Source organism: Eupransor demetentiae (assembly GCF_963930865.1).
Taxonomy (GTDB): domain Bacteria; phylum Bacillota; class Bacilli; order Lactobacillales; family Lactobacillaceae; genus Eupransor; species Eupransor demetentiae.
Genome location: NZ_CAWVOH010000003.1, coordinates 43,830 through 61,234, shown reverse-complemented (window position 1 = coordinate 61,234; position 17,405 = coordinate 43,830). Strand labels below are relative to the sequence as shown.

Annotated in this window: 18 protein-coding genes and 1 pseudogene; 8 read left to right on the top strand and 11 right to left on the bottom strand. The window is 46.1% G+C overall.

Annotation, left to right across the window (positions count from 1 at the left end; translation table 11 throughout):
• Positions 1-44: 44 nt before the first annotated feature.
• Complete coding sequence (locus tag ABSY64_RS06575) at positions 45-1,778, bottom strand: DUF2075 domain-containing protein (protein ID WP_349642293.1); 1,734 nt, start codon at positions 1,776-1,778, stop codon at positions 45-47.
• A 189-nt stretch (positions 1,779-1,967) separates the two neighbouring features.
• On the opposite strand from ABSY64_RS06575, the gene ABSY64_RS06570 reads away from it, so the two are divergent.
• On the top strand, positions 1,968-2,807 hold the full coding sequence (locus ABSY64_RS06570; protein WP_349642292.1) for an oxidoreductase: 840 nt from the start codon (positions 1,968-1,970) through the stop codon (positions 2,805-2,807).
• Positions 2,808-2,881: 74 nt separating this feature from the next.
• On the opposite strand, the gene ABSY64_RS06565 is transcribed toward ABSY64_RS06570, so the two are convergent.
• The 10 genes and pseudogenes from ABSY64_RS06565 to ABSY64_RS06520 form a co-directional block, all read right to left on the bottom strand.
• Entirely contained in the window at positions 2,882-3,631 is a 750-nt protein-coding gene (locus ABSY64_RS06565; RefSeq protein ID WP_349642291.1) for a CPBP family intramembrane glutamic endopeptidase, read from the bottom strand.
• 31 nt (positions 3,632-3,662) lie between these two features.
• Entirely contained in the window at positions 3,663-4,388 is a 726-nt protein-coding gene (locus tag ABSY64_RS06560) for a CPBP family intramembrane glutamic endopeptidase (RefSeq protein ID WP_349642290.1), read from the bottom strand.
• A gap of 17 nt (positions 4,389-4,405) precedes the next feature.
• Entirely contained in the window at positions 4,406-5,140 is a 735-nt protein-coding gene (locus ABSY64_RS06555; protein ID WP_349642289.1) for a CPBP family intramembrane glutamic endopeptidase, read from the bottom strand.
• A gap of 9 nt (positions 5,141-5,149) precedes the next feature.
• Positions 5,150-5,860: a CPBP family intramembrane glutamic endopeptidase gene (locus ABSY64_RS06550; RefSeq protein WP_349642288.1), complete on the bottom strand. Its 711-nt coding sequence runs from the start codon at positions 5,858-5,860 to the stop codon at positions 5,150-5,152.
• An 83-nt stretch (positions 5,861-5,943) separates the two neighbouring features.
• A complete protein-coding gene (locus tag ABSY64_RS06545) occupies positions 5,944-6,429 on the bottom strand; it encodes a DUF805 domain-containing protein (RefSeq protein ID WP_349642287.1) in 486 nt (161 codons plus the stop codon).
• Between the two features lie 40 nt (positions 6,430-6,469).
• Positions 6,470-7,651, bottom strand: a complete 1,182-nt coding sequence (locus ABSY64_RS06540) for an ABC transporter permease (protein WP_349642286.1) — start codon at positions 7,649-7,651, stop codon at positions 6,470-6,472.
• Between the two features lie 589 nt (positions 7,652-8,240).
• Positions 8,241-8,906, bottom strand: a pseudogene (locus tag ABSY64_RS06535) (ABC transporter ATP-binding protein); the annotation flags it as partial.
• 6 nt (positions 8,907-8,912) lie between these two features.
• Positions 8,913-9,716: an efflux RND transporter periplasmic adaptor subunit gene (locus ABSY64_RS06530; RefSeq protein WP_349642285.1), complete on the bottom strand. Its 804-nt coding sequence runs from the start codon at positions 9,714-9,716 to the stop codon at positions 8,913-8,915.
• Positions 9,717-9,907: 191 nt separating this feature from the next.
• On the bottom strand, positions 9,908-10,384 hold the full coding sequence (locus tag ABSY64_RS06525; protein ID WP_349642284.1) for a DUF805 domain-containing protein: 477 nt from the start codon (positions 10,382-10,384) through the stop codon (positions 9,908-9,910).
• Positions 10,385-10,477: 93 nt separating this feature from the next.
• Positions 10,478-10,747, bottom strand: a complete 270-nt coding sequence (locus tag ABSY64_RS06520) for a hypothetical protein (RefSeq protein WP_349642283.1) — start codon at positions 10,745-10,747, stop codon at positions 10,478-10,480.
• Between the two features lie 514 nt (positions 10,748-11,261).
• Between ABSY64_RS06520 and argF the strand changes: the two genes are divergently transcribed.
• From argF to ABSY64_RS06485, 7 genes are all read left to right on the top strand, one after another.
• Positions 11,262-12,293, top strand: coding sequence for an ornithine carbamoyltransferase (argF, locus tag ABSY64_RS06515; protein ID WP_349642282.1), 1,032 nt, complete (start codon positions 11,262-11,264; stop codon positions 12,291-12,293).
• A gap of 10 nt (positions 12,294-12,303) precedes the next feature.
• Entirely contained in the window at positions 12,304-13,332 is a 1,029-nt protein-coding gene (argC, locus tag ABSY64_RS06510) for an N-acetyl-gamma-glutamyl-phosphate reductase (RefSeq protein WP_349642281.1), read from the top strand.
• Between the two features lie 12 nt (positions 13,333-13,344).
• Entirely contained in the window at positions 13,345-14,532 is a 1,188-nt protein-coding gene (gene argJ, locus ABSY64_RS06505; protein ID WP_349642280.1) for a bifunctional glutamate N-acetyltransferase/amino-acid acetyltransferase ArgJ, read from the top strand.
• A gap of 2 nt (positions 14,533-14,534) precedes the next feature.
• Complete coding sequence (gene argB / locus ABSY64_RS06500) at positions 14,535-15,272, top strand: acetylglutamate kinase (protein WP_349642279.1); 738 nt, start codon at positions 14,535-14,537, stop codon at positions 15,270-15,272.
• A 1-nt stretch (position 15,273) separates the two neighbouring features.
• On the top strand, positions 15,274-16,419 hold the full coding sequence (gene argD / locus ABSY64_RS06495; protein ID WP_349642278.1) for an acetylornithine transaminase: 1,146 nt from the start codon (positions 15,274-15,276) through the stop codon (positions 16,417-16,419).
• 12 nt (positions 16,420-16,431) lie between these two features.
• The gene (locus tag ABSY64_RS06490) at positions 16,432-16,605 is read left to right on the top strand and encodes a hypothetical protein (RefSeq protein WP_349642277.1); all 174 of its coding nucleotides are present in this window, start codon (positions 16,432-16,434) and stop codon (positions 16,603-16,605) included.
• A 130-nt stretch (positions 16,606-16,735) separates the two neighbouring features.
• Positions 16,736-17,401, top strand: coding sequence for a type 1 glutamine amidotransferase (locus ABSY64_RS06485; RefSeq protein WP_349642276.1), 666 nt, complete (start codon positions 16,736-16,738; stop codon positions 17,399-17,401).
• Positions 17,402-17,405 lie beyond the last annotated feature (4 nt).

The following is a 17,405-nucleotide window of genomic DNA, read 5'->3' as shown; positions in this document are numbered from 1 at the left end:
AATTAATAATTTTTCCAAGTAATTAGAGATATTTTTTAGAATATTTAGCCCTTCTCACCCGAGTTATACACGTTCTTACCAAAAGCCTCCAACAACTTCTCCCGCAATGCCTCATCGACCGCATAAATATACAAGCCATTGACGCCTCGAGACAGCAAAACATTCAGCTCATTGTTCAGGTTTTCAAATGGAACTGATTGTCGTTCATCTTCGTCTTCCAAGACGCCTTTTCCAGGTTTCTGTTTAGCCTTGCCTGAGAATGAATTATTTGGATTAAAGACCACTTTCCCATCGCGGTATTGAACACTCTCGCCAATAATTACACCAGCGTAATTCAAATCAAAGCCCTGAATAGTAAAAGTCGAACCGACTTCATTAATGGATTCCGGATTTTCCGCCCAAGCAACGTGATCTTTACGCTTTGTGTAATAGTAATTCCAAGGCTGCCTAAAGTCTCCAGTTGCAACATCATACTCTTGTCCATCGGGCTTCCATTCCCAATCATACGTTGCTAATACTCGAGATAGTTCACTTTCTGGCTGATTTGCACGATATTTAATCGCATCATACATCTTTTCAGGGTCATCAAAAATTTGCAAATCATAACTTGAGTCACTTGGAATAGAATTAATATGATGTTTAAAAACAAAGTCATCAAGCCAATTGATAGTTTGCTGACCAGCAGAAATCCGCATCTGGTGTTTAAGAGTTAGGAGATTACCTTTTTCAGCTACATCTTTCCGTAACTTTACAAAATCCTTTTTAGGGAAATACTGTTCTGTCGTTAAAATTTGATGCGGATCATAAACCAAGACAGTTACGCGAGCAAGTTTTCGAATTACTTCGAGATGTGTCTTTCCTTTGTCCCTACTGAATGCTTGTCCATTTCGGGTCGCCAGCAAATGACCTTCGTCCACAATTACTGCATCAAACTGCTCGTTACTACCGAAGTACTTGTTAATGAATTCATTTGGCTTCATGATGACAGCTTTATCATCCCCAAGCTTATTCGCAATACTCTTATAAACCTTTACTTGCTCATCATGGTTAACCAAAAGTGCGACTTTTTTATGCTGATAGACAGCCACATCATCTTCAGCATTATCTGCAAGCAAATCAAAAAACAACGAACTCAACAAAACTGTTTTTCCAGTTCCTGCCGCACCCTCAACAATCATTAGTTGATCTGTCCTATCACGATTCATTGCTTCGGTGATTTTCAGCATTAAGTAGTCTTTACTTTTAATCTGGTCGTCGGTTAATTGATGAAATGGCGAGGACTTAAACAAAGCTGACTGTTCAACTTCAGCACGACTTGGGAAAAGACGACCGTTCAAATTATGCAAGTTTTCCCACAACAAACGGAAAACCTGGTCAACTTCATTACTTGTATAGTAGTGCCCCTGTGGATTTCCACGACGGTTATTCAAGCGTTTGACTGAACCAACGCCCGTCATATAGAGGCGCATCTTATTTTCGATATCCAGAGTCAAAGATTTATTGAAATGAGAATGACCCATCACAATCAATTTAGCCGTATTTGAAGCGTTAAACTTTTCCCAATCGTCACGGTCCTCTTGTAAATGTTGATATGTACGATTCTTAATGTTATTAGTTTCGCCAACATATACATCAAAGGTTTCTTTTTTCTTATCGTTAACGATGTAAACTGTTGGGTATTGTAAAATCAATTCCTTTTCACTGTCGTTTAATTTGAAATCGTCTACTCCATCGTTGTTGTAGCTTGTTTCCTTGATAATTGGCTTATCGAGTTCCATCTACTTCTCTCCCCGTCTCACAGCATTTGTTACAAAAAAGACATATCGATTTATTATACCGTGCTGACCCTTTTTGTGCAGAATATGCCAGATAAAGACCGATTATGTCAAATTGGTTTACTTCACAGACATGTTGTATTACCATAGAGGTGTAAAAAATAAATTACTCATTTAGGAGGACTCATTCACATGGCAAAGACATGGTTAGTTACAGGTACGTCATCAGGTTTTGGTAAGGAATTGGCAACGCTTTTGGCCAAGTCACCAGAAGTTAACTTGGTTGCGACTGCCCGCCGTACTGAGAAATTGGACTACCTCGATCAATACGATCACGGTCAGATTTTGAAGTTGAAGTTGGACACGACTGACGATGACGATATTCAAAACGCAGTTAACGAAGCAGTTAAGAAGTTCGGTACCATCGACGTCTTGGATAACAACGCCGGTTTGGGTTACTTCTCAACCTTTGAAGAAGCACAAGATGTTGATGTAAAGCACATGTTTGACGTTAACGTCTTTGGTTTGGCCCACATGACCCAAGCGGTCTTGCCAATCATGCGTAAGCAAAAGAGCGGTGTCATCATCGGCTTGTCATCCGTTTGTGGTTTGGCTGGTGTCCCATCACTTTCCTTCTACTGCGCAACCAAGTTCGCTGTTGAAGGTATGTACCAGACTTTGTCAGCCGAAGTTGCTGAAGACGGCATCAAAGTCATGTTGGTTGAACCTTCAGCCTTCCGTACCGACTGGTCAGGACGTTCATCTAACAAGACCAACACGGCTTACCCTGACGACTACAAGTTGGTTAAGGAAAGCATGGAAGCAACTGAAAAGGGTCAAGGTAAAGAAGCCGGTGATCCTAAGAAGGCTGCTAAGGCCATCTACGAACAAGTTACCGACAACTTCGATCACTTGCCACTCCACCTTCCATTGGGTGCTGCAGCTGTTCAAGGTGCCACTGCTAACTTGAAGTCAATCTTGTCCGACATCGATAAGTATTCAGACTTGGCTAAGGATGCTGATTTTAAGTAATTAATAGCAAATCAAAAGCGCTAGGAAATTTCCTAGCGCTTTTTGTGTGAGTAAATTACGTTGGCTTCGTATTATTATTTGAAGCTGGAAATTGCGCCCAATATCATAGCGACAATATTATTAAAGGAGTGCGCGGCGATACTGTTCGAGATCCGACCACTGCTCTTATAAACATAGGCAAAGCCCAGTCCCATAATGGCATAAGTAGGAACATCCAGCCAGTCCTGCACCGTCATATGAGTTAAATCCATGTGATAAATGCCAAAGGCAATCCCGGAAAGAATCGGCCCAATCCAAAAGGCTTTAAAGCAATCAAAGTAGGTCATGAAGAGACCACGGAAAATCAACTCTTCAATTACAGGCGCCAAAAAGCAAGCACCCACGAACATGGCCACAAAGCTAATCCAACCATTGCTTTTCGTCATTTCATTCAAGATTGACTGATTCGCACTCGTTTCATGGTAGAACTGAGGCCAACAGAGCTGCCGGAGGAGGTCCCACAGCGTTCCTAGAATTGAACTAGCAAGATAAACGACTACAATCCAAATCGCTTTGCGCCAGTTACGGAAGTTAATGAATTTGAACTGGAGGTCCGGATTCACCTGCCGAATGAAGTACAGAATAAAGGCAATGAAGCCGACATAGATAATAATCCCGTAAGCAACGCTAACGACTAGGTCAGACATGCCGATTTCCGGATTATAAAATGGTTCGTCGATTAGTGAAGCGGCAAAGGGTCCGATGATGAAGAAAACCAAAAAAATAATGATTCTTTGTAGCAAGAGGCCCGGTCTGTGCAGTAGATTATCCGATTTATCCATCATTCTCTCCCCTAGGTGGATTTTTGGCTAAGCATTAAAGCATGTGACTAAAGACTTGCGACAGGAGATTGTTCACGCCGTGCACGGCAACACTATTGGAAAGCTTGCCCGTCTTCTTGTAAAGAAAGGCAAGAACCAGCCCCATGACCAAATACGTTCCTGCATCCAAAAACATTTTCAAAACGGAACTGCTGTTAGTCCAGTGTCCAAAGGTGAAGATTAGCGCCGAAAGCACAGGCCCAATCCAGAAGGCATTGAAGCGGTCAAAGTAGGCCAAGAAGAGACCACGATAAAGCAATTCTTCGGCAACCGGCGCAAGTAATACGTAGAAAATCGTACTTAGGACCAAAGACTGCATCCCCTGTGCGCTCGACAAATAATCCAAGAATGCCTGGTTACTGGTCGTACCAGTCGAAGCCAAGCCCAAGATATGGTTTTCCGCCAAAGTTATTCCAATGTTGACGGCGTTCATCGCAATCAAAATCACCAACAACATCAGCAAATTGCGCCCGTTCAACAAGTTATTAAACTTGAATTGAAAGTCCGGTTGAACCTTACGAATACTTTTCGTAATTTGATAGGAAAACCACCAGGTAAGCGCCGCGCTGATCACTAAGGCAGTAACGGCCTTACCGACTTCCAACCCAGACAAAACCGAGGCTTGAAAAACGGCAAAGATAACCAAATACCAAAGCAAGTAAGCGATAAAAATTAAGATTTGAACGAAGAGATTACCTTCGTTTTTAGTAGTATTGTTCATGATTTTTCCTTTAAGGATTATCCGATATGTGCAATCCAACTGAGAATCTGAGCTACCAGATTGTTCCCAGCATGCAAAGTAATACTGTTTGAAATCTTGTTTGATTTCTTATAGACGTAGGCCAAGATAATTCCCATCATGATATAGCTAGGAATATCGATCAAAGCATGATAAAGAGATTTTTCATTGATGATGTGCATGAGACCGAAGAAGCAACCGGAAAGAATTGGTCCAACCCAGAAAGCTTTAAAACGGTCAAAATAGGCTAAGAACAAGCCACGGAAGATCAATTCTTCAACGACAGGTCCAATAACTACGGCCAGCAAAAACATCAAGGCTTGAGAATAAATACCGTTTGCACTGGTTAATTTATTCAAAGTCACTTCGTTAGCCGTTGTTTCAGTGCCACCAATGTGGGTCTTAACGACTCCCCATACCATTTGCAAGACAAGCATCAAAATCAGTAAAAGGCCAATCCACAATGCCTTTTTCCGATTCGCAAAATTTGGCCACTTAAATTCGAAATCTTTTTTCACCTTACGGATTGATTTAACAATCTGACGCAGGAGGGCCCAAAATAGCAAAAGCGACATAACAAAGGCAAGTGAGGAACGTAGGGTTCCACCGTAGCCCATCATCGCCAATTGCAAAAAGCTCGAAGCTAACATGTACCAAAGGACAAACCCGAAGAAGACAAGTGCCCGAGTTAGGAAGAGCCCAAATTTTTGAAAGGCGTTATATGACTGATTCATGTTAGCTCCTTAGTGTTGTAAAAATGTTATTAACAAGCTGAGTGTCGCAATTGAGTTCTGCATCATATGTATCAAAATATCATTGCTAATATGACGTGTCCTTTTATAAACAAACGCCAATGCTCCACCCAAAATAGCATACATAATCCAGTCAACAAGGCTTGCTAGACGCACTCCGGAGGAAACAATGTGGGCCAATCCAAATAGCAACCCGGATGTTACAACGCCGATCCACCAGTGCTTCTTAGAATCAAAATAAGCGAGGAATAAACCACGAAAAAGTAGCTCTTCAATGATTGGGGCAACTAAAACAAGGGTAATAGCCATTGCTATTACCGAATAGAATCCAGAATAAGAGAATGTCTTGCTAATTAACTCTTGGTTAGTGCTCGTACTTTCAATCGAAACGCCGATAAGTTTATCACCGACGGATTTCCACGTCCCCATGACAAACAAACTTCCAATCCAGATGAGCAAAAGCCAAACAAAGCGACGCCAATTTTTAAAATTAATGGGTAAGATGCTAAATTCTGGTTCAGCTCGCTTAATAAGCTTTGCCAAGAAATAAGCTACGCCAATCGAACCAACAATCCCCACTGCCAGTAGGACATAGCGCAACCAGCCATGAAAGATAACCGAATTTTCAATCAGGCCACTGGCAATTAGATACAAGATGAGCATTCCAACAAAAATCCCCACCTGCTTCACTTTTAATAACATTCTTTTCTCCTTTTGCATACTATCAAAGTATAGCAAATTTTTAAGAGCATTAAAAAAACGTCCAAGCGGACGTTTCATTTAAATTACTTATTTTTGACGATGTAGTCACTGGGTAGAGCGCAGATGACTAAGTTGGCAAGGGACATCACGACGCTGACGATATAGAAAGCCAGCAAGAGTGAACCCAACTGCGTACTGAAAGTTTGTGTCATCGCTGCGGCGACAATGGCTAAGCCAGACAGCGGCAAAAGCCAGACCCACCAAGGGTTGAGGCCGGCATCGCGATAACGGCGGACCGAAATGGCCAAGCTAGGAATGATGATGGCAAGGTGATATAGACCAATCAAGCCTAAAATCGACAACATGCAAATAATCATCCCCGGAAACTTGCCACCCGGCGTTGCATCGACGTTAGAAGCCAACATCTGGCCCATTGCCATCAAGAGGCAGACATAAAAGAAGAGACTGATTAAAGCGTTGGCCAAGACAACCCACCAATAGCCTTTGCGGCTGGTGCGGCCTTTGAAATCAAAATACTGTTTCCAAAAATTTCCGTAAGCTTTAAACATCGTGACTCCTTGAATGACTCGTTACTTTCAGTGTAACAAATCAGCGCAGGATATCAATCAAGTTCTTATTAGCGGCCTGTCGCGCTGGCAAGAGGCCGAAGATGATACCGACGGCCGTTGAAACGCCAAAGGCCAGCAAGAAGTGGCCGAAAGTAACGATGGCGTTAAAGGGCAAGAACTGGGAAATTACAATGGCTAGCACCGCTCCCAGAACAAAGCCAATTAGGCCACCCGTCAGCGTCAAAGCCACGGCTTCCAGCAAGAACTGCCACATAATTTGCCTCGACGTAGCCCCCACTGCCAAACGGATTCCAATTTCCTGCGTACGCTCGGAAACCGAGATGTACATCATGTTCATCACGCCAATGCCGGCAATCACAAGGGAAATTGAACCAATCAAAACAATGAAGTAGGTCAAGGAATCAATAACGGCGGAAATTCCTTCGAGCATTTGAGCCATGTCGGTAAAGGAGTAGTATCCTTCATCATAGTGAGTACCCTTTTGATGCAAGAGGGACTGCACTTCTTTTCCGACCTTGGAAACGTTACCGCCCTTGGCAACAACGACTGCTAGGGTGTTTCCCGTTTCAGAAGATTGGCCCCGGAAGTAGGTCTTCTTGGGCACGTACAATTCTGGCACGTCGATGTTATCCGGATTGGACTTATAAACCCCAACAATCGTATAAGAGGCGTTGTTAATTGTTACCGCACCCTTAACGGCGTCGCTGGTGCTATTGAAGAAACGCTTGGCCTGACTTTCAGAAATCATGGCCACTTGGTTGCCCTGTTGGTTATCGGAGCTGGTCCACTTGTGACCCGCCACGACATCAACATCTGGCGCAGATGACTGCATCGTGGTTCGCAAGGGGTGATCATAACCCAGCACGTTGACGGGGATGTTGGTATCTTCCGTTTCCTGCTTGATATAAACGTTGCGGACATCCTTAAAGCCGGCGTTGCGAACCATTTCGACATCGTCCTGGTTCAAACCGGGTTCCATATCCGTATTGTCATCCGGCTTGTAAGTCAAAAGCGCGGTCTGTTCACCGGCTTGGTTGGCTTGCAAGGAGGACAAAATTTTAACCTTAACACCCTTTCCAAGCGCCAAGATGGCAATCACAGAGGCAATCCCAATGATAATACCAATCATAGTTAGGAAGGAACGCTTCCGGTTGGAACGCAAAGATTGTAGTGCCGTACGGATTAATTCACCATTACGCATCGGTCTCCTCCTTCTGCGCTGCTTGCTCTGCCAGGGCGGCTTCGGCTGCCGTACGGTGGCGGTTCGGACTAGCTGGCGTTTCGGATGCAGCGTCAGCCTTTTGATTTACTTCGGCTTCGCTAGCCTTACTTTGCTGAACTTCTTCACTAGTTGAAAAAGCACGAGCAGCCGCTAGCATAGCGGAATTGGTTTGGCTCTGCACACTGGCTGCAATCGACTCCGACGTTGATTGGTCGAGGTCAGCAAGCAATTTCGCCTGGGATTCCTTGAAACTCATCCGGGGCACTTCTTCTGAAACAGCGGCTTCAAAACCAACCCGAACCAAGGATTCGGATTCAGACTTCAAAGTCGTTGAAAGGGATTCCAGCGTTTCGGATTCGGAAGCTTCAGATTCAGCAGTTTCAGAGGCCATCGACTGCGAAACAGCCGAGGTCGATGCTGGTACCTCAGAAAGCGCACTCTTAGAATCTTCAACCGGTTGGATCTCCGCTTCGCTAGTCACTTGGCTGGTCGAGCTCGTACTCTCGCTCTTTGACAAGGTCGAAGGCTCTTCGGTGCCTTGCACCGCGCCATTTTCGTGATCGACTGGGTTATCGGAAACGATGCGCCCATCCATGATGTGGATGATGCGGTTCGTTTCGTGGCCCACCTTGGGATCGTGGGTCACCATGACGATGGTCATACCGTGCTTGTTCAAGTCACGGAAAAGCTGCATGATTTCTTCTGAAGTCCTTGAATCCAAGGCCCCAGTTGGTTCATCAGCGATCAAAAACTTAGGCCGAGTCACCAAGGCCCGGGCGATGGAAACACGCTGTTGCTGGCCTCCGGATAGATTCTTGGGCAGCTGGTCACCATACCCTTGCAGACCGACTTCGCCAAGGACCTCTTCGGCCTTATGACGGGCCTCCGTGTTAGTTAAGCCAGCATATAGCAAAGGAACCATGACGTTTTGCGCCACGGTTTCATTGTTAATCAACTTGAAATTTTGAAAGACAAAGCCGACATTTTGGTTACGAATTTTAGCGTGCTGGGCGCGCGTGGTTTTTCCAATGTTAATCCCATCGAAAATGTAAGTTCCTTCAAATTCTTCATCGAGGAAACCGATGATGTTGATGAAGGTCGACTTACCAGAACCGGACTGCCCCATGATGGCCACAAACTCGCCCTGGTCGACATCTAAGTTCATATCGTGCAAGGCGTGGAAGCGTTCCTTCCCCTGCCGATAGTACTTATTGATATTTTCCAAGTGGATCATAAGCGTTTACCCAATTTTTGTCCCTTCGCTTAGCTTCTTGCCAGGGTTTGTCACGATCTTATCACCAGCGGAAACGCCATCAGTTACCAATACCTTGCCGTCTTGCGTGTAGAATTCAACGTGCTTCTTGTAAGCCCTACCGTCGCGAACTACGAATACGTGGTCACCAACGATAGCTGACTTAGGAACAGCTACACGAGTAACGTGCAAATTGATCTTCACTGACTGACCGTTACGGAAGTCGCGACCAACATTAATAGTCAAAGGATACTGTGATGACTTGCTGTCGGATGGGTCTTGAGCCAATGAGGTGATTTGGTATTGCTTGGTTTGGTCACCAGCCAAGGTCGTTACCTTAACATCGTCAGCAACGTGAACCTTGTCGTAATCAAATTCAGAAACGGAAGCGTTAACCACGTGGTCGTTTGAGTTAACCGTTACGGTTGGGTTGCTGCCACCGGATACAACGACAGTGCCATCAAAAGGTGCCGTAGCAACGTTTTGCGTACCGTTATCGTTGGTCGTCATCAAAATGTCGCCCATCTTAACTTGGTCACCGTTCTTAACGGCCAATTTAACAAGATCACCGTCAGGCTTGTTAACATCTTGGCTGTTAGCAGCGCCGACCTTACCAGTGATTGATAGGGTTTGTGCGGTCAAGGTCTTGGTGGTGTAGCTTGAGTCTGAACCGCTCTTTGAGTTACCAGCGCTGGTCTTTTGGACACTTCCGGCCACAAAGACACCAATAACAACTACAAAAAACGCAATCACGCCTGCTAAGGCAACGATTCCTTGCTTATCTGCTTTCACAATCTCTCTCCTTTAAATCAACAGTGAAATGACAAATGTTTCCTCATATAACGAAACATTTTTAACTTATATGTACCAATATTTATAATACCGTTAATTTTTCACATGTAAATAATAAAATCTTCACATCCGGAATTTTTTCATAAAAAAAGACCGACACGCGGTCGGTCTGGCGAAAAATGGGTTGGCGATTAGTATTCGTCGTCATCGCCCATAATGTTTGATGGCAATAATGTGACGACGAAGGCAACAAGTTGAACAAGCCAATTGACGATAGTCAAAATTGTGTTCGTAATACCGAGGTAACCTAGTCCACCAACTACAATTGGGAAAACTAGCAAAATTACTGCTGCCCAGATATTCATATTCGTATCACGATAACGACGGAAGCTTAGTGACCAGTTAGGGATTAGGGAAGCCAAGTAATAGATAAAGCCGATGCCAACCCAAAAGTAGTCAAAATACAGTGCAAAACCTGTCACACCCGATACTGCTTTATGCTGCGTCACGTCATAAAACACAACATTTGCTTTTGTAGCAATCGAAATAGCTACCCAAGCAATCACAAGCACGGTGTTAACCAAGAACACCCACCAGAAATCGCTACGAGACGATTTACCCTTAAAATCAAAGTAACGCTTCCAAAAATCGACATACGCTGTAATCATAATTCTCTCCCTGTAGATAATTTTTAATCATTCTAAGTCTACCGAGAGAATGTGAAGCTGCGATAACAGGCAATTTACATTTTTATGACAAATTTAGAAAAAAATCTGTGAGATAAAGACGGCGAACATCGTATAACCAAGTATGGTCTGCAAACGTAGCATGATTCGATCGGTGCGAAAGGCTGGCGCACAAACGCCATAAATAATCATGCAGAGAATGAAAAGTCCTGTCATGGGCCAGTATGGCAAGCCTAAGCGGTTGGCGATGCCACCGATGAGGGGCCAATGGATATAAGTAATCCCTTCAATGATGGCGATTAATAATGCTGAATAGGTTAGTTTTAATTTGCTTTCGGGTTTCATGGATTAACCTTTCGAGATGGATTCAAACTAGTGCTATCAGGATAGCATATTATGGCTAAGGGTGGTTTTTATGGCCATAATTTCAAAATCTAATAAATCCCCACTGACCTCAGGCCTGATGCATTTATTACTTTGTTAAATTAAGATAATTATGAGCATATTTTAATAAAAACGTTGACAGCTTATTTTACATCGCTTATGATTGTGCCAATCAGATTTACCCAATCTAATCTAAAGCAATGATCGGGAATTCAAGTTGGATTTGTTTTCACAGAAAAGCTGGATGTTAATTCGTGAGAACCGGCCAAACAAACTGACTTGATCGTACCCGTGAGTTACCCTTCGAAACGAGTAGAAGGGCTCGGTCTAGCCCGTTATCGCTTAAAGTTCTTTTTGTGAACTTTGTGAGCCGTCTATGCGTGAGCTGGATGGAAACTGAGGTGGTACCGCGTAACGACGTCCTCTTGAATTAATTTTCAAGAGGACGTTTTTTTACTTTCAGGAGGATTTCATCATGACAAAGACATTTTTTTCAAACCAATTTCACGGTCGCAGCTTACTCGCCGAAAGCGACCTAACACCCGCTGAGCTCAACTACCTAGTTGACTACGGCTTGCACCTCAAGGCAGAAGCCCAGCAAAACATCCACACGCCGCTATTGGCGGGTAAGAACATCGCCCTTCTTTTCGAAAAGGGTTCCACGCGAACCCGTTCAGCCTTCACGACGGCAGCCTTCGAGCTTGGGGCGAATCCAGTTTTCCTTGGCAAGGATGACATCCACCTCTTCTACAAGGAATCGTTGGAGGACACGGCCAAGGTGCTGGGCCGCATGTACGATGCCATCGAATACCGTGGCTTCAAGCAGGAAACGGTTGAAGATTTGGCCAAGTATTCCGGCGTCCCGGTTTGGAACGGCCTAACGGATGACTGGCACCCCACTCAAACCATCCCCGACCTGATGACCATCAAGGAAAACTTCGGTACTTTCGAAGGCATCAAGCTCACCTACCTCGGGGATGCCCGCAACAACGTTGCCCACAGTTTGTTGGTCGGTGCGGCCATGGTTGGTCTCAACGTCGCCATGGTGGCGCCCGAAGATTTGCAGCCGGCCTTCGGAGTTGTGGAACTCGCGCAACAATATGCAGAAGAATCCGGTGCCAAAATCGAAGTTACGGAGGACTTAGCCGAAGGACTAGCTAAGGCCAACGTCGTCACCACCGACGTTTGGGTTTCAATGGGCGAAGACAAATGGGCGGAACGAATCAAGGCCCTGCTGCCCTACCAACTTAACCAAGCCGCACTGGAAAAGACTGGCAACATCGACGGCAAATTGATTGTCCTTCACTGTCTTCCCGCCTTCCACGATTTGGAAACCAAGGTCGGCCAGAAGATTTATGCCGAATTTGGTTTGAAGGAACTCGAAATTACTGACGAAGTTTTCCGCTCAAAGTACGGCCGTCAATTCGACGAAGCTGAAAATCGTAAGCACGGCATCAAAGCCATCATGGCCGCCACCCTTGGCAGCCAATTTATACCAAAGATTTAAGGAGATCATTATGAAAGTCGCCCTGACAGGAATTACCGGTTATGCCGGCCTACAGCTTTATTACTTGCTCAGCCAACATCCCAAGGTTGAGGCCATCCAGATTTACCAACACGATTTGGAAAAGCCCGAACACGTAGCAAAGTTAAACCCACGCTTGAGTGAAGTTACTGCTCTGGCCAAACCCTATGACAGCGGGGCCATCATGGAAGAAAACGACGTCCTCTTCCTGGCAACGCCCGCCGGCGTGAGCAGCCACTGGGCGCAACCCTATTTGGCCGCCAACTTCCCTGTCATTGACCTATCGGGTGACTTTCGTTTAAAAAATCCAGCCCAGTACGAAAAGTGGTATCAAAAGGATGCCGCTAGCAAGGATGCTCTGGCCCAGGCCTACTATGGCTTGGCCGACCTCAAAGAAAATCCAGGTCAGCACTATGTAGCCAATCCTGGCTGCTACCCCACCGCCACTTTGCTTGGTTTGGCGCCCTTGGTGAAGCAGAACTTGATTGAAGTTGACAGTATTTTAGTCGATGCCAAGTCCGGTTTAACCGGTGCCGGTAAAGCTTTGAAAAAGGCGAACCACTTCGTCCAAGCCAATGAAAATCTCCAAGTCTACAAGCCCAATCAGCACCAGCACATTCCAGAAATTCTACAGATGCTGCAAAGCTGGAATCCTGATGTTAAACAGCTCCAGTTCATGACGACCCTCGTTCCGGTTGACCGTGGCATTATGGCTTCAATCTACGTCAAGGTTAAAGCTGGCATTACGGAGGAAAAACTCGAACAAGCCTTCCGAGAACAATATGCCAACGCACCCTTTGTTTTCATTCAAGAAGAAGGGCTACCTGACCTAAAGTCCGTCGTTGGCACAAACAACTGCCGCATTGGCCTGGCTTACAATCCTGAAACGAAGTACCTACTCGTCGTTTCGGTAATTGACAACATGCTCAAGGGGGCATCCGGACAGGCCGTCCAAAACTTCAACCAACTCTTTGACTTTTCCAGCACGGCTGGTTTGCATTTACAGCCATTAGCCTTTTAGGAGGTATTTAATATGAAAGAAATTCCATTTACTTGGCCAAAGGGATTCCACTCCGACGCCACCACAGCGGGCTTTAAGCCTGACCATCAGCTCGATTTAACCTGGCTAGTTTCGGATGTGCCGGCTGCCGCAGCTGGGGTATACACCAAAAACCAGTTTCAAGCCGCACCCCTGCAGCTAACCAAGTACAAAATCAACCTTAAACACCAACTCCAGGCCGTCGTCATTAATTCCGGTAATGCCAACTCCTTTACGGGGGCTGAAGGGCTTCGCAATGCTACTAGCCAAGCGAATATGGTCGCAGAAAAATTAGATATTGACCCAAGTTTGGCCGGAGTCGCCTCAACTGGCATCATCGGCAAGCAGCTCAACATGATTAAGTTCAAAAACGGTCTCGCCCATCTAAAGCTGACCGATAAGACAACCGCCACCGAAGCGATTTTGACCACCGACACCCATGCCAAGAAGATTTCAGTCCAATTGGAGCTCGATGGCAAGATGGTTACCCTAACTGGTTTTGCCAAAGGATCGGGCATGATTCACCCCAACATGGGCACTACCCTAACCTTCATTAGTACTGATGCAGCAGTTGATCCTGGCGTTTTGCAAGGAATTCTGAGTCAAGAAATCACGACCTCCTTTAATCAAATCACGGTCGATGGCTGCATGTCGACCAACGATATGGTTTTGGTCATGGCAAACGGAGTGGCCGGTAATCAAGTTTTGAACGCCAAACATCCCCAGTTAGCCGACTTCATCCAAGCCTTCAAAACCGTGTTGGTTACGTTGGCCAAAATGGTGGCTGCCGACGGTGAAGGCGCTACGAAATTAATTGAAGCTAAAGTTCTGCACGCTGCCAATAATCAACAGGCCTTACAGGTCGCAAAGGCCATCGTTGGCTCCAATTTGATTAAGGCCATGATTTTTGGTCAAGACGCCAACTGGGGCCGAATCGTCCAAGCAATCGGGCAAACCCAAGCCGCTGTTGATCCCAGTCACCTCTCCATTCAAGTTGGCGACCAAGTCCTTGTTCAAAATAGCGAGCTACAAAAAATTAACAGCGCTGCCTTAGCCAAGTGGCTCGATCAAGATCAAATCAAAATTAGTGTCGACCTAAACGTCGGCCAGGGCAAAGGCCTCGCCTGGGGCTGCGACCTGACCTACAAGTACGTTGAAATCAATGCCGCCTACGAGGATTAAGTATGAATGTCATCAAGATTGGTGGAAACGCCATCCCCGCTTTAAATGAACAATTTTATCAGCAATTAGCCGAGTGGACTACCGCTGGTCAAAGCGTGCTCATCGTTCACGGCGGGGGACTCTTGATTAGCCAAGTGGCAGATTTTTTTCATCAAGTTACTGAAAAAATCGACGGCATCCGAAAGACAGATGCTCAGATGCTTGAACTCACCCAGGGGGTTTTGGCCGATCTGGTGCAACCCTTTTTTGCCAGTCAATTGGAGGCACACGGGCTGGAAGTCACTCGTTTGAACTCAAAGGGGAAAATCCCGCTGCAAGCCGATTATTTGGACCAAGCACTGTATGGCGAGGTTGGCAAAGTGACGGGATGGGACGAAGACGTCTTTACCAAATTACCTGCTGGAAAGATTGCCCTCCTCGCCTCGCTTGGCCAAGGACCTGCCGGGCAGATTTTAAACATCAACGCCGATGCCGTGGCACAGGAAGTCGCAATTTTGGCAAAAGCAGAAGAATTGATTTTGCTGACCGATGTAGCTGGGCTAAAGATTGATGGTCAAGTCCTTAAGCAAGCATCGCCAAGCGACATCCAGGACTTTATCACAGCTAAGGAAATTACTGGCGGCATGATTCCCAAGGTCACGGCCGCTTGCGAAGTCCTCCATGCCGGCGTCCAAAGTGTCCGCATTACTGACCAAATCAACCACCCTGGCACATTACTCGCTCAATCGAAAGGAGCCTAAGATGAATCCCATTATGAATACCTATCAGCCCTTCCCCATCGAATTGGTCGACGGCCACGACTTTCATCTAGTCGATAAGGCCGGCAAAACTTATCTCGACCTCACTTCGGGGATTGGCGTTTGCAATTTAGGATACTCGAACAAGCCAATATACGAGGCTGTCTCTGCTCAGTTGAAGAAGGTTTGGCACTTGTCAAACTTGTACCCGAACGCCATGGCAACCGCAGTCGCTGAAAAGTTAAATCCAGCAGGCTATCAGTCCTTCTTTTGTAATTCCGGAACGGAGGCCAACGAAGCCGCTTTGAAACTCGCCCACAAGGCAACGGGCAAAAGCAAGGTCATCGCCTTTCAGGAAGGCTTTCACGGGCGTACCATTGGTTCCCTATCCGTAACGGGTTATCCCCATATCCAAGAAGGCTTTGGCCCCCTAATCGCAGACGTTCAGCTACTGGACTATAACGACCAGGCCGCTCTAAAAGCCATCGATGCTGAAACCGCTGCCGTCATTTTAGAAGTCGTCCAGGGTGAAGGGGGCGTCAATACTGGTAAAAAAGACTGGTTACAAGCCATTCAAAAGCAGTGTCAGGCCGCCGGTGCCCTCTTGATTATTGACGAAGTGCAGTCGGGGATGGGCCGGACCGGCTACAAGTTCGCCCATGAAGCCTTCGACCTCCAGCCTGACATCATCACGGTTGCTAAGGGACTCGGCAATGGTTTACCAGTTGGCGCCATGCTCGCCAAAGCCGAAGTCGCGGCCCACTTCAAACCCGGTGATCACGGTAATACCTTCGGTGGCAATCCAGTCGTCATGGCGGCCGCCAATCAAGTTTTGGCACAATTAACGCCTATTTTCTTGGCAACCGTTCAAGAAAAAGGTGAAAAGCTTTTCGCCGAGTTAGATGCCAAAATCAAGCCACTGCCCGCCGTGCTTTCAATTTCCGGCCTTGGCCTCATGGTCGGCATTCATCTAGATGCCGCTCTACCCGTCAAAGATGTCATCAGCAAGCTACAGGAAAAGGGTATTTTGACCCTATCGGCCCGTGGCAACACCCTACGTCTTTTACCGCCCTTGATTATTGATGAAACTGCGCTCAAAACTGCAGTAGAAAGTATTGCCATTGCAATCCAGGAACTAAGCCCTGCTTAGAAAGGAGAATTTATGTCAAAGAAACCATCCATCCAAGAAATCCTACCCACTAGTTCAGGCCCACTCGTCATTGGCCAAAGCACGGAATTCAATTATTTCGGTTCAGCCAATCAACCCGAAATCCCGTCAATCTCAGCTTTAGACGTGCTAGCTTCCCTTGTAACGGCCTTGGCAGATCAATCATAATAGACGCTCCGCTAGGAGCTTTTTTATTTGTATAAGAAAAACATGGTGTTATACTATCCCTATTAAGGGCATATGCAGGCGAAACCCGTATCAAATTGCCGTTGGCACGCAAGTGCAGGAGGGTTTTTTAATGCGCATTAATATTCTGCAACACACGCCTAACGAAGGGCCCGGAGCCATTTTGGACTGGGCCGATAAGCACCAGCACGAGGTCTACATTTACCACCCCTACCAGTTCGGTAAATTACCCAAGGCCGAAGAAACAGACCTACTCGTCATCCTCGGTGGACCGATGAGTCCCAACGACGATTTACCTTGGATTCGCCAGGAAAGGGCCCTTGTCAAAGAGATTATTGAAGCCGACAAGCCCGTCTACGGCGCCTGCTACGGTGCCCAAATGATCTCGAAAGTGCTAGGTTACAAAATCGGCAAGGCGCCCGCCAAGGAAGTTGGCTGGGGTCCCGTTGATTTGCAAACCAACACCATCCCCGGACTACCCAAGCAGCTCAACGTCCTTCACTGGCACGAAGAAATGTTTGAAATTCCACAGGATGCAGAAGTATTGTATTCCAACGAAGTGCTGCGCAACCAGGGATTTGTCATGAATGGTCGAATTGTTGGCCTACAATGTCATTTAGAGCCAGAAAAAACGAACATCCGTGAAATGGTCGTCAACGACGGCGATTACATCGAAGGCTCCGTCCTCGGGCAAAATGCCCAGGATATTCTGGATGCCGAGATTTCACCCGACAACAAGGCTGCCATCTTCAAGATTTTCGATTACATCACAAAATAAAAGA